Origin of the sequence: Nocardia sp. NRRL S-836, from assembly GCF_001279525.1 — a bacterium.
Taxonomy (GTDB): Bacteria; Actinomycetota; Actinomycetes; order Mycobacteriales; family Pseudonocardiaceae; genus Lentzea.
Window position 1 is genome coordinate 77867 of sequence record NZ_LGDY01000101.1, and the last position, 12221, is coordinate 90087.

The 12221-nt window shown below is 70.7% G+C and carries 15 protein-coding genes; 7 read left to right on the forward strand and 8 right to left on the reverse strand.

The genetic code is table 11. From position 1 onward, the window contains the following. The first annotated feature begins 620 nt into the window (after positions 1–620). Positions 621–938, forward strand: coding sequence for an ATP-binding protein (locus tag ADL03_RS20845; RefSeq protein WP_157529019.1), 318 nt, complete (start codon positions 621–623; stop codon positions 936–938). Positions 939–1027: 89 nt separating this feature from the next. On the opposite strand, the gene ADL03_RS20850 is transcribed toward ADL03_RS20845, so the two are convergent. Next, complete coding sequence (locus tag ADL03_RS20850; RefSeq protein ID WP_053735185.1) at positions 1028–1351, reverse strand: ANTAR domain-containing protein; 324 nt, start codon at positions 1349–1351, stop codon at positions 1028–1030. Between the two features lie 51 nt (positions 1352–1402). On the opposite strand from ADL03_RS20850, the gene ADL03_RS47240 reads away from it, so the two are divergent. Beyond that, entirely contained in the window at positions 1403–1549 is a 147-nt protein-coding gene (locus tag ADL03_RS47240) for a hypothetical protein (protein ID WP_157529021.1), read from the forward strand. 567 nt (positions 1550–2116) lie between these two features. On the opposite strand, the gene ADL03_RS20855 is transcribed toward ADL03_RS47240, so the two are convergent. The 3 genes from ADL03_RS20855 to ADL03_RS20865 all read right to left on the reverse strand — a co-directional run bounded on the left by ADL03_RS20855 (position 2117) and on the right by ADL03_RS20865 (position 4277). Next, positions 2117–2488: an STAS domain-containing protein gene (locus tag ADL03_RS20855; RefSeq protein ID WP_053735186.1), complete on the reverse strand. Its 372-nt coding sequence runs from the start codon at positions 2486–2488 to the stop codon at positions 2117–2119. Between the two features lie 329 nt (positions 2489–2817). Further along, positions 2818–3300 carry a WD40 repeat domain-containing protein gene (locus ADL03_RS20860; protein ID WP_082373316.1) on the reverse strand — a complete coding sequence of 161 codons (483 nt, stop codon included), beginning with the start codon at positions 3298–3300 and terminating at the stop codon, positions 2818–2820. A gap of 44 nt (positions 3301–3344) precedes the next feature. Continuing rightward, positions 3345–4277: a patatin family protein gene (locus ADL03_RS20865; RefSeq protein WP_053735188.1), complete on the reverse strand. Its 933-nt coding sequence runs from the start codon at positions 4275–4277 to the stop codon at positions 3345–3347. A 209-nt stretch (positions 4278–4486) separates the two neighbouring features. On the opposite strand from ADL03_RS20865, the gene ADL03_RS20870 reads away from it, so the two are divergent. Further along, positions 4487–5629, forward strand: a complete 1143-nt coding sequence (locus ADL03_RS20870; RefSeq protein WP_063798656.1) for a glutamate--cysteine ligase — start codon at positions 4487–4489, stop codon at positions 5627–5629. Between the two features lie 81 nt (positions 5630–5710). Here ADL03_RS20870 and ADL03_RS20875 read toward each other — a convergent pair whose 3' ends face one another. Further along, a complete protein-coding gene (locus tag ADL03_RS20875; RefSeq protein WP_053735190.1) occupies positions 5711–6850 on the reverse strand; it encodes a sporulation protein in 1140 nt (379 codons plus the stop codon). Positions 6851–7209: 359 nt separating this feature from the next. Between ADL03_RS20875 and ADL03_RS20880 the strand changes: the two genes are divergently transcribed. Further along, entirely contained in the window at positions 7210–7602 is a 393-nt protein-coding gene (locus tag ADL03_RS20880; protein WP_053735191.1) for a hypothetical protein, read from the forward strand. Between the two features lie 25 nt (positions 7603–7627). Here the strand turns inward: ADL03_RS20880 and ADL03_RS20885 are convergent, their stop codons facing one another. Continuing rightward, entirely contained in the window at positions 7628–8092 is a 465-nt protein-coding gene (locus ADL03_RS20885; protein ID WP_053735192.1) for an Lrp/AsnC family transcriptional regulator, read from the reverse strand. 97 nt (positions 8093–8189) lie between these two features. Between ADL03_RS20885 and ADL03_RS20890 the strand changes: the two genes are divergently transcribed. The 3 genes from ADL03_RS20890 (at position 8190) to ADL03_RS20900 (ending at position 10619) form a co-directional block, all read left to right on the forward strand. Then, positions 8190–9014 carry an LLM class flavin-dependent oxidoreductase gene (locus ADL03_RS20890; RefSeq protein WP_231642082.1) on the forward strand — a complete coding sequence of 275 codons (825 nt, stop codon included), beginning with the start codon at positions 8190–8192 and terminating at the stop codon, positions 9012–9014. Next, a complete protein-coding gene (locus ADL03_RS20895; RefSeq protein ID WP_053735194.1) occupies positions 9011–9427 on the forward strand; it encodes a nucleoside deaminase in 417 nt (138 codons plus the stop codon). The genes ADL03_RS20890 and ADL03_RS20895 overlap by 4 nt, the downstream gene beginning before the upstream one ends. 169 nt (positions 9428–9596) lie before the next feature. Then, positions 9597–10619, forward strand: a complete 1023-nt coding sequence (locus tag ADL03_RS20900) for an LLM class flavin-dependent oxidoreductase (protein WP_053735195.1) — start codon at positions 9597–9599, stop codon at positions 10617–10619. A 78-nt stretch (positions 10620–10697) separates the two neighbouring features. Here the strand turns inward: ADL03_RS20900 and ADL03_RS20905 are convergent, their stop codons facing one another. Further along, positions 10698–11129 (reverse strand): hypothetical protein, encoded by a 432-nt coding sequence (locus ADL03_RS20905; RefSeq protein ID WP_053735196.1) that lies wholly within the window; start codon positions 11127–11129, stop codon positions 10698–10700. A 209-nt stretch (positions 11130–11338) separates the two neighbouring features. Further along, positions 11339–12139, reverse strand: a complete 801-nt coding sequence (locus ADL03_RS20910; protein WP_053735197.1) for a metallophosphoesterase — start codon at positions 12137–12139, stop codon at positions 11339–11341. Between the last annotated feature and the right edge of the window lie 82 nt (positions 12140–12221).

Consider the following 12221-nt stretch of genomic DNA (forward strand, 5'->3'; position numbering starts at 1 on the left):
TGGGTTGTGCGCGGGTCCGTACAGACCTGGTTCAGCCGAGGCAGGGCGGCGCCGTTGCTGAACGGGGAGCGGAGACGGAGAAGGGCGCGATGGAACTCGCATGATCGAGGCAACATCCGACCCGAGGAACGAGTGCTGCCTCTGCGCCACCGGGTCGGGTCGCACAGCGTGGCCTGAGGGCGTTCGGTTCGCAAAGTGGGACCGCACTCCAGGCGGCTCGGCGGTCAGCGCCGGCTTCTCCGCGGCCGCGAGTTTGACTTCGTATCCGTGGAAGGATCGTCGCGCGCCCGGTGGACCGGACCTGATCCGGCCCGACAAGCCCAGCTCGGTAAGACGGTAAGCACATCGATGCCGTACCCGCGATGGCGGTTGAGCGGTGGAACTGGCGGCGCGACGACCAGAAAATCGCCGCGAGTAGGTGTTTCCGGTTGACTCGGTGCATCATGGGTTTTAGTGCTGGTCGGGCGGGGTCGGTGCTCAGGAGCAGTGTTGCCACTCCTAAGGACGTGAGGCGCGTGCATCGCACCAGCGACACGGATGACGACCCCAGATTCAGCTCCATGCAGTTCACCCGTGACGCTGGCCAAGCCGCGGCGGCCCGGCGCTGGACACGCTAGACGCTGCATGATGTCGGTGATGACGAGCTGGACGACATTCTCCTGATCGTCACGGAGCTGGTGAGCAACGCCATCGACCACGGCACGAGCCCTTACGTGCTTCGCCTGTTCCAGTCGGGAGCACCGTGCCACGTGCGGGTCGAGGTGGATGACACCAGCACGGACCTGCCGGTCCTCGGCACCTCGCGGCTGCGCGGTGATCGTGGCCGAGGCATGGTCATCGTCAACCAGCTGTGCAAAGACTGGGGCGTCATGCCAGGTCCAGAGGGTAAAACCGTCTGGGCCGAGATCACCTGCGAGCCGCAGTACCGGTCCTCGTAACGCACGCGTAGGCGAGCACCTGCAGGCATCGACCAGGGTCCGCCGCTGGCTGCTCGACGACAGCGCGCGACCGGGCGGCGATCACGCATTTACGGGGTGGCGCTGCCATCGGTGAAGGGATACCCGAACCCCATGCGCCCGGCCTCGTCGAGCACGGCCGACGCCACACCGGCGTCCGCCAGGCCCGGTTCGCTTTTGCTTCCACAGGCGACGATCGCGGCGGCGACGTCGTGCAGCTTGGTGTTGGTGTGCTGGGAGATATCACGCAATGCCGTGAACGCCTCGTCGGCGCTCCAGTTGCGGTTCAGCATCAGCATTCCCTTGGCCTGCTCGATGACCGGCTGAGTGGACAACGCTTTCCTCAGCTGATCGATCGTGGCATCTGGATCGAAGGGGTCAGCAGGCGGCGTCATGTTCGGCACCTATCGCTTCTAGCCGTCCGGCTTCCAGTTCTGCTCTTGGTGGTGATCATCCTGTTCACCACCAGGTTCACGCTTTCACCCGACCAGTGGAGCACGCACCCGGCGCGGTTGCACAACGAGCAGCGGCTGACGCTGCTCTCGCGCATGCGTCCGGAGTTGCCGCCGCGCTCCGGCTCCGTCCGATGGTGAGCCACTGGCCGCAGCTCGCGGTCGACAGCCTGGACAGACGCCGCGACGTCACCGGTTCCGGCTCAGCCGATCCCGTACACCTCTGGGGACGGCGATGCCCCCGATGGCGGTTCAAGTCGCCCTGGCCCCCGCAACGAACGAGGGCCGCGGCGCACTGGACCGCAGGAGCAGGAGGTCGACGGCGATCCCTATACCACCGCATACGGCGCTACGAAACCATCCGGTGCTCCTCCGACAACGGTGGCGCACTTGGGCCGACTCGACCGCGACGAACACGGCTGGCAAGTTCTCGATGGTGTGCAGGTCAACCGCCACGCACGCCCCGCCGCTTCGCTCCACGCGCCGGACGTGGATTACAAGATCATCACGGGCATGATCTTCGCAGGGGTATCACGCGACGCCTCGCTGCGACGCGGTCCGCTTCGGCCTCGACGCGAACAGCCAGCCGGCCGCTCATGTCCCTTGGTTCGTCGCCGGCGCAGGGCCGAGATGACCGACAGGCTACCGCCGAGTTTCCGCTGAACTGGAAGTCCGCGTTCGGAGGACGGCTTGCGAAGGACCAGGGCGCTAGCCGCGTACGAGCTGGGCGAACGGCTCCGTCGGATCGGTGATCAGCTCCAGCACCCGATCGATCTCGGTGACCGCGAGCGTTCGGAGAACTGCACGTTGGTTGGCCACGATCGGTAGCCGGATGCCCGAGCCGGTGGCGGTCATGTGGTTGTCGAGCAGCAGCCTGACCCCGGCGGAGCCCAGGAACGTGACCTTCCTCAGGTCGATCACCAGCAGCGGCGGCCGGCGGTCGAGCTGACCGCTGATCTCGGCCTGGGTGACGTCCTCGTTGCTCAAATCGATCTCACCGGTCACTGCTACGACCGGGATGTCGTCCTCAGCACGGACCTCGACGATGAAGGGTGCACGTTCGTGGGACTGTGGGTCCATCGACAGCTCTTCCCTATAGGCACACGCGGTATGACCTGCTCTGACTACTCAATTAGGACCAATTCCGCCGGGCAAGCGACCGCGTTGCGTGTGTCGATACCACGATACGGGTCTATCTGGTTACTCACAACTGATCCGCGATGACCCGTCGTGTTCAGGGCTTACTCCCGCTTCTGTGTGCAGCCAAACCCGCGTGTGCCGGTGACTGCGACGGCCCAGCTTCACGAAGTTGGCCGCCAACGACTTGTGGGCGTGGACCTGCATCGGCGTTCCGGCGCAGTCGCGCGAGGGTTGGGCGGATCGGTTTGGCCACCGACGAGTGTGCGGGCTCACGGTCTCCCGAGGCGCTGGTGGCTGCGCTGGGAATCCTGCAGGCGGGCGAGGTGTGCGTGCCCTTGGACGTCGGCTACCCGGCGGCACGGTCGCGGAGATGGTCGAAGCCGTGCAGGTGCGGCGTGTGGTTGGTGCTGCCTGACGCCGCTTGGCCTTCCGGTGCCCTGGCGGATGTCGTGCCTCTCGGACAAGCGGAGAGCAGCAGCGACGGCGCCGTCGGAGGAGAACGCGAGCGACACGATCGCCGTGGCGTGGCCACTCAGCACCGGCAGCTCGACCGGGTGGCGCGGGTCCGCGATGTCCCACAGCCGCACGACCTTGTCCTCGCCCGCGGTGGCCAGTGTCGGGCCGGCCGGGCTGAAGGCCGCCGCCCACACCTTGTCGGTGTGGGCGGTGATCGTCGCGAGCTCGGCGGTGGTCCGGCGAGCATCTGTCCATTGCGGACGTTGGGCCACCGGGTGGTCACCGGTCGTTCGCACGCACGGAAAACCGCCTCAGCGCGTGGTGTTCTGGTGACCGCGTGTCATGTGGACGCGACGACGGCCGCCAGCTCGGTCATCGCCGCGCGGGTGCCGATGTCGACCACGGTGCGCAGCACGTCCGGGCGTCGTTCCGTGCGGCCGACGCGCAGGCTGCCCAGCGGCGGCCGGATCTGCAGGCACGCGGGGTGCGACGCGAGCACCGCCTCCTCCGCGAGCCGCTCGTCCTTGCGTCGCAGCCACGCTTCGACCACTCCCGGCGCGTGACGGGCGAACCAGCGCGTCAGCACCAGGCGCTCACCGCGCGTGGGGCCCACCGGTTGCTCGTCGCTGCGCACCGTGCGCAGCACGACCAGATGCGTCGCCTTCTGGTCGAGTGCCGTGTGGACCGGGACCATCTCGCTCATCCCGGCGTCGACGTACGGGCGGCCGTCGATCACGACCGGAGGGCCGGCCAGCAACGGCATCGCGGTCGACGCCCGCAGCGCCGCCTGCAGGCTCGCGACGTCGTGGATCTTCGGGTGCAGGTCCGCGGACTCGCCGGTGAGCGCGTCGGTGGCCATCGGGTGGAACTCGACCGGGTTGTCCAGCACGTCCTGGAATCCCATCGGCATGACCTGCGTGTAGATCGTGTGCACGAGGTGGCGGGTGTCCACTACGGGCAGTCGCCGCAGCGCGCGCATCGGGTTGATCGTCGACCGCATGACGGCCGGGTCCCACCACGCGTGCTTGGAGCTGTCGGCCCTGCCGCACAGCAACCACGCGCCGTTCAGCGAACCCGCGGAGCTGCCGTAGACGGCGTCGAACATCGGCACCAGGCCGAGCTGTTCGATCGCGACGGTCATGCCGCTGGAGTAGGCACCACGCGAGCTCCCGCCCTCGATCAGCAGCACCAGGCGCGCGTCGTCGTTGCGGTTGCCCGGCGTGCTTTGCTGCCGTTTGCGGTCACGCAGCAGTTGCAGAACTGCGTCGCTCACCTTTCACCTCTTCTTCCTGTGACTGCGCGCGGAGCGCCGACGACGCTGATGATGCCCTGCCGCCCGGCCCGTACTTGATCGTGCCCCTGCCGCCGCCGCCCGGCATCCGGTGGTGCCTGCGCGGGGTTTCTCCTTTTTCGCACGGGGGTATTCGGCGGTTCCCCATTCCCCGGCAGCGCGCATCGGTGCCAAGAGCAGGACGGTGAGACGTGGAGAAGGCGCCAGCGAAAGGCGTGTGGTGTCCGACGGTCGGTGTGGAGGAGGAGTTCCTCCTGGTGGACCCGTCGACGGGGGTCCCGGTGAACAGGTCGGACGAGGTCATCGCCATTGCCCGTGACCGGTTTGGCCTCGACCTGGAGCACGAGCTGACCGGCGCACAGGTGGAGATCAACACGTCGGTGTGCGAGGACGTGGAACAGGCTCGCCGCGAGCTGCTGGAAACGCGCCGGGTGGTCGCGCAGGCCGCACGGGCGGCCGGGTGCCGCGCCATCGCGGTCGGCGCGCCGCCGCTGGGCGACGGCACCGGTGAGATCACCGACAGCCTGCGGTACCGCCGCATCGCCCACGAGTTCGGTGCGCTGGCCGAGCAGCAGCTGATCTGCGGCTGCCACGTGCACGTCGCCGTGCCCGACCGGGAGACCGCCGTGCAGGTGTGCAACCACGTGCGGCCGTGGCTGCCCGTGCTGGCCGCGGTGACCGCCAACTCGCCGTTCTCCCGCGGTGACGACACCGGCTTCGCGAGCTGGCGTTCGACGGTGTGGTCGCGGTGGCCGGTGTCCGGCCCGCCGCCCGTGTTCACGTCGTGGGAGCACTACGAGGAGGTCTGCGACACCGTCATCGCCGCCGGCACCGCACTGGACCGGGCGATGGTCTACTGGGACGTCCGGCCCGCGACCGAGCTGCCGACCGTGGAGGTGCGGGTCGCGGACGTCGCGATGACCGTGGACGACGCGGTCCTGCTGGCCGCGCTCGTGCGCGCACTGGTGGCGCAGGCGGTCGTCGACGTCGAACGCGGCGTCGAGGCGGAGCCGATCCCGCAGGAGACGCTGCGGCAGGCCTGCTGGGGTGCGGCCAACGCCGGCCTGCCCGGCGACACGCTCGACGTGCTGACCGGTGAGCCGCGGCCGGTGCGCCGGCAGCTCGACGACCTGGTCCAGCGCCTCATGCCGGTGTTCGAGGCCAACGGTGATCTGCCTGCGGTGCAACGAGGTCTGCGCCTGCTCGACAGCGAGGGCGGCGGGGCGGACCGCCAGCGCCGTGCCTTCCGCAACGGACAGGTCGAGCCGCTGCTGAGCCTGCTCGAGGTCGACAACGGCGACCGGGCCGAGTCACGCGAGAGCGCGGCCGGCTGAGGCCGAACCGCTTCGAGAGAGGTGGCGCGGCAGGCGTCGAGGGAGTGGACACGCCTGCCGCGCCGGTCGAGGGGCTCGGCGTCAGCCCTCGTCGTCGCCGAAGAACTCGTCGGCGAGACCGTCGAGCGCCATGCCGCCGAGCACGCCACCGGCGACACCGGCCGCACCGGCGGCGAGCATGCCGCCCATGCCCGAGCCGCCCATGCCCGAGCTGCCCATGCCCGAGCTGCCCTGCCGGTCGTGGTCGTCGCGGCCGAAACCCCGGCGGGTGCCGTAGCCGTGCTGTGCGGCGTGTCCCGGCTGGCTGAAGGCGGGGTTGTGGTGCACCTGACCACCGCCGAACGCCGGGTTCTGGGCAGCCTGGCCGCCGAACGCCGGGTTGGAGCCGCTCTGACCGCCGAACGCGGGGTTGTGCGTGACCTGGCCGACCGCGGGGTTGGAGCTGGTCTGGCCGCCGAACGCCGGGTTGCCCTGCCCGCGCTGGGCGACCTGGGCGAGCCAGCCGTGGATGGCCGGACCCCAGTCGGTGACCAGCGCCTCCTGGTGCGACACCCGCAGCTGACCGAGCGTGTCGCCGACCGAGGTGGCGAACGCCCCCGAACCGCCGCGCCGGTCCGCCTGCAGCACCACGTGCAGCTCGTGCGAGGAGGCGACGAACGTCAGCTCGACCTCGCTGACACCGCCCGTGTACTGCGCGGGCGGGAAGAACGCCAGCCGCTGGTGGACGCCGAGGTCCTGTGGTGCACCGGGGACGCGGCCCGCCTCCAGGTCCGCGCGGTCGAAGGTGAAGCCGAGCTGCCCGAAGGCGTCCAGCACCCGGTCCTGCGACGGCAGCGGGGAGACCAGGACCGGGTCGAGGTCGCCCTGGTCCGGCGCGCCCGCGATCACGAGCTCGGTGCGCACCCCCACGTCCACGCCCGGCAGGTGCGCGCCACCGACCGCGGTGACCGGGGTCGCCCACGGCACCTGGAGCTGGAACGGGATCGTCACCAGCTGACCCGACGGCACCCGCACGCCCTGCCGCACCACCAGCCGCGCCAGCTCGTGGCCCGCTCCGGTCACGAGCGAGAGCACGACCTGGCCGATCTCGGCGTCCGACCCGCCGCCCTGGACCCGGACCTGGCCGGTGACCACCTGGCCGGGCACGGTGTGCGGTGAGTCGAGGACCGTGTCGACGGACGGACCGCCGATGCCGAAGGCGCTCAGCATCCGGTTGAACATGGGATCTCCTCCTGGGGAACAGCTCAGTTCTGGGCAGCGCGGCCGGGTGTGGCGGGAACTCCGGCGAGCGCCAGAGCTGGCGCCGGACAGCCGCCGTGCCGAACTCCCGCCGGCGTTGCCGTGCCGCGATCGGCGCGTTCCACGACCGCCGTGCCACCAGCGTCGCCGCACCGGCCCCGCCTCGACCACCTGCCGGGCGTCCGGAACACGCCGCCGGTCGGCCGGGGGCGACCCCGCCGGGTGGCGGAGGAGACCTGAGCGGTTCGCCGCGGTGATCCGCGTGGGAACGCAGCAGACGTGATCTGCCCGCACTACGGTGTCACCGGCAGAACGGTGCAGGTTGTGAGGGGGAACGCGACATGACGTCGTGGGTCGAGGTCGTCAACTACGTCCGGCTGCGGCACGAGGTGCTGGAGGAGACGGAGGACTGGCTGCGGTTCCGGCTCGACACCGGGGACGGGCGCACGCAGCAGGTCTCGGTGCACCACCTGCCGGACCTGGACGGCGCGGCCTGGCTGGAGCTCTCCTCACCGGTCGGCCGCGCGGACGACATCGACCTCCGGCGCCTGCTGGAGCTGGCCGGCACCGCGACGATCGGCGGTGCCGCCGTGGTGGACGGCCTGGCGCTGCTCAAGCACACCGTCCCGCTGGAGGACCTCAGCGTCCGGGAGGAGTTCGAACGCCCGCTGGCGCTGCTGGTCGGCCGGGCGGACGCGTTCGAGCACGAGCTGACCGAGGGCGACCACTACTGACCCGTCGCGGCCGGAGCCCACCGGGTCAGGGCGCGGGCTCCGGCGGCGGTGCGCTGACGCCGCGGTAGGGCATGGTCTGGCTGTAGACGATGGTGGTCGTCGTGCTGCCGAACGCCATCAGCTCGTCGACCACCTTCTCCAGGTGGGGCATCGACGTCGCCGCGACCTTGAGGGTGTAGCAGTCCTCGCCGGTGGTGCGCAGGCACTCCAGGACCTCGGCCCGTTCGGCGAGCAGCCGGTGCAGCGGCTGGTGCTGGTTGCCGGGGTACTTCAGGCGCACCACGGCCAGCACGCCGTACCCCGCCCTGGCGAGGTCGACGGTGGCGCGGTAGCCCGTGATGACGCCGGCGTTCTCCAGGCGCTTGACGCGTTCGGTCGTGGCGGAGGCGCTGAGGCTGACCCGCCGGCCGAGCTCGGTGAGGGCGATCCGGCCGTCCCGCTGCAGCTCGGTGAGGATCGCCCAGTCGGTCGCGTCGAGGGTCTCGGTCATCGCGCGAATCTAGCGTGAAATCCACGGCCGAGACCGCTTTTTGCCGTGAACACTCTCTTCAGCGACCAAGCGTCGACGGCCTAGTCTTGATCACGTGATGATCGGCGTGAACGTCCCCAACTTCGGGCCCGGCACCGGTCCCGCCGTGCTGCGCGACTGGGCGCGGACGGTGGAGGGCCTCGGTTTCGACCTGCTCATGGTGTCCGACCACGTGGTGGTGACGCCGGACGTGGCCGAGCAGTACCCGGCGCCGTTCTACGAACCCTTCACCACCCTGTCCTGGCTCGCCGGGATCACCGAGCGGATCACGCTCGGCACCACCGTGCTCATCGCGCCCTACCGGCACCCGCTACTGGTCGCCAGGATGGCGGCCAACCTCGCCGACCTCAGCGGCGGCCGGCTCGTGCTCGGGGTCGGCATCGGCTGGGCCCGCCAGGAGTTCGCGGCGCTCGGGGTTCCGTTCGAACGCAGGGGGAAGCTCACCGACGAGCTGATCACGACCGTGCGCGCGGCGTGGCAGGACGAGGGCTACCGCGCGGGGCACGTCCCGTTCTGGGTGGGCGGGCACAGCGACGGCGCCCTGCGCCGCGTGGTCCGGCTCGGCGACGCGTGGCACCCGCTGCGGCAGACGCCCGACGGATGGCAGGAGTCGTTGGCACGGCTGAAGAACGTGGCCGCCGAGGAGGACCGCCCGGTGCCCGCGCTGGCACCGCGCGTCCTGCTGCGGCTGACCGACCGGCCGCCGGCGGACCGGCGGCTGGGGGAGGGCACCGTCGAGCAGGTCATGGCGGACCTGGAACGGCTGCGGGCCGACGGGGCGCACGCCGTGGTCCTGGACCCGTTCACCGGTGACCCGGAGGAGACGCGGCGACCGGACGTCGCCTGGCACGCACTGGCAGCGGTACGAAAGGAGTTCCGGTGAACGAGGAGCATCTGCGGCGGGCGATCGCGCTGGCGGCCGAGGCGAGGGAGGGCGGGAACCCGCCGTTCGGCTCGCTGCTGGTCGGCCCGGACGGTTCGGTGCTGGCGGAAGAGCGCAACACCAGCCTCACCGACGACGACATCACCGCCCACCCCGAGCTGAAGCTGGCCCGCTGGGCCGCGCGGTCGCTGGACGCCGCCACGGCCGCCGGGACCACGATGTACACGAGCTGCGAGCCGTGCGGGATGTGCGCGGGGGCGCTGGCGCGGTCGGGGATCGGGAACGTGGTGTTCGCGTTGTCGGGCGAGCAGCTCAACGGGCTGAAGACCTCGGGCGGGTTCGCCGCCGTGCCCACCGACGGGCCACACCTCTACGACGAGGCGAAGGTGCCCGTCGAGGGCTACTACCCGTAGTCGTGGCCGGTGAGACCGCACACCTCCGCCGGGCGGGTGGAATGATCGCGAACGCGCGCGCGTTCCACCAGACGGACCGGGCGTTCCGCACCGACGGGACGGGCCTGTCCGCCGGCGGAGGGTGAGTCCCGCCACCGGCCGACCACGGGATGGAAGTGTTTCGCACGGTATGAAGAAGATCGGTTTTCTGTCGTTCGGGCACTGGTCGGACAGCCCGCACTCGCAGACCAGGTCCGCGTCGGACACGCTGCTGCAGTCGATCGACCTGGCGGTGGCGGCGGAGGAGCTGGGCGCGGACGGCGCCTACTTCCGGGTGCACCACTTCGCCAGGCAGCTCGCCTCGCCGTTCCCGCTGCTGGCCGCGATCGGCGCGAAGACCGAGCGCATCGAGATCGGCACCGGTGTCATCGACATGCGGTACGAGAACCCGATGTACATGGTCGAGGACGCCGGCGCCGCCGACCTCATCGCGGGCGGCAGGCTGCAGCTCGGCATCTCCAGGGGATCGCCCGAGCAGGTCGTCGACGGGTGGCGGTACTTCGGCTACCAGCCCAACGAGGGCGAGACCGAGGCCGACATGGCCCGCAAGCACGCCGAGGTGTTCCTGAAGGTGCTGGAGGGCGAGGGTTTCGCACGGCCCAACCCGCGGCCGATGTTCCCGAACCCGCCCGGCCTGCTGCGCCTCGAACCGCACGCACCGGGCCTGCGCGACCGCATCTGGTGGGGCGCCGCCTCCAACGGCACCGCGGCCTGGGCGGCCCAGCAGGGCATGAACCTGATGAGCTCGACCCTGAAGTTCGACGAGGGCGGCGCGCCGTTCCACGTCCAGCAGGCCGAGCAGATCCGCGCGTTCCGCAAGGCCTGGACCGAGGCCGGGTGGGCACACGAGCCGCGAACCTCGGTGTCGCGCAGCATCTTCGCGCTCACCACCGACCTCGACCACGCCTACTTCGGTGACGACGGCGAGAGCACCGACCAGGTCGGCTTCATCGACGGACCGCAGCAGGCGATCTTCGGCCGCTCGTACGCCGCCGAACCCGACGTGCTGATCGAGCAGCTGGCGCAGGACGAGGCGATCGCCGAGGCCGACACGCTGCTGCTGACCGTGCCCAACCAGCTCGGCGTCGACTACAGCGCGCACGTCATCGAGAACATCCTCGTGCACGTCGCGCCGGCGCTCGGCTGGCGCTGACCGGTACACGGCAAGGCTGACGCCGGCGGGGGAGCACGTTCCCCCGCCGGCGTCGGTTCGTTCTCCCGGCCGGTGCGGTCAGCCGCAGTGCGAAGGGCCGGACATCCAGACGTTCCACACACCGCTGACCACCGCGCCGCCGCCCCAGTCGATGCACGTGTTCGCGGCGGACACCTTCACCGGACCGGCGTAGGTGGAGTAGTTGCCGTCGTCGTACCGGTAGTCGCGGAAGCTCCCGTCCGAGTCCTGCTTCGCGATGGTGGCCAGCAGGTGGCTGGCTGAACCGGGGTTCGTCTTCCAGGTGACCACGCAGTTCGTGCTGCCGTTGTACAGCAGGTGGATGGTGGCCACGCTGCCCAGCCGGTGCTGGTCGATCTCGTGGTAGCTGCCACCGCCGCAGGCCGCGATCGGTGACGACGCCGCTGCCGCCACGCCGCTCGTCAGTGCCGCCGTCGCGAGCACGACCGCCGCGGTGATGGTGAGGAACAACGACTTCCTGAGCTTGCTCACAGTTCCGGCCTGCCTTCTTCCACGTTCGTCGGGGAGGAGCATCCGTTCTCGACGGACACCACTGCAGGCTATCGATCATGGACCGCGAGTTCGAGGTGCACGACGTCGGCCGGAACCGGACACCCCGGCTCGCACGACGCCGGTTCGAGCCCGCGCTGTGCCGGTTCACGCCCGCGCGACGCCGGTCGAGCGAGCCGCGGGGCGCCGGTTCAGGCCTGTGCGGGCACCGGGTGGACCTCGGCGTCGTCGAGCACGAGCGGTTGCCAGCCGGGAGCGCCCGTGACGCCGTGACCGGGGTCGACGCCGATGAACACCCGTCCGCCGACGCGCACCCGCACGTGTCGTGCCTGCCAGTCGACGGTGGTGCGTTGCCGGACGCGGCCGTCGCAACGCCACCGCTGCTGACCGAAGTGCACGACCGTGGAGTGGCCGTGGATCTGACCGAACGGGACCACGCCGTCGTACTGCATCCACGGTTCGTGCAGCGCGGCACCGGACTCCGCCCACAGCGGACCGGCGCGGTCGTCACGGACGTGCGCGCCGGTGTACCAGATCAGGTCGGGGCGTTCGTTGAGCAGATCGGCTGCTCTCGCGGCCGATGTCGGCTCGCCCAGCTGCCGCCACGCCGTGAGCGTCAGCCCCGCGTGGGTCAGCAGGTACTCGTCGCCGCCGGTCGTGATCGCCGCCGCGACCTGCATCCGGCCGTCCGACCACCACTCGCGCAACGTCCGCACGCCCGCCGGTGGGATCGGCTGCGGCCAGAAGACGGTCGCGGACGGCAGGTACTGCGCCTCGTGGTTGCCGGCCAGCTGCACCCAGCGGCCGCCGAGGAACGGGGCGACGACGTCGAGGACGCCGGTGCTGTCCGGGCCGCGGTCGACCAGGTCGCCGACCTGGACCACGACGAGGCCGGGCGGCAGCTGCCCGTTCCCGGCACCCAGCTCGCGCAACGCCCGCAGCAGCTCGTCCGGGTGCCCGCCGACGTCACCGATGACAGCGACTCTCGCCATCTCCCACCCCCGTCACGTGCCCGCCACACTACCGAGCGCACTGCCCGCCGCCGCCGGGGCCGGTCGACCAGCCCGGCCGTGC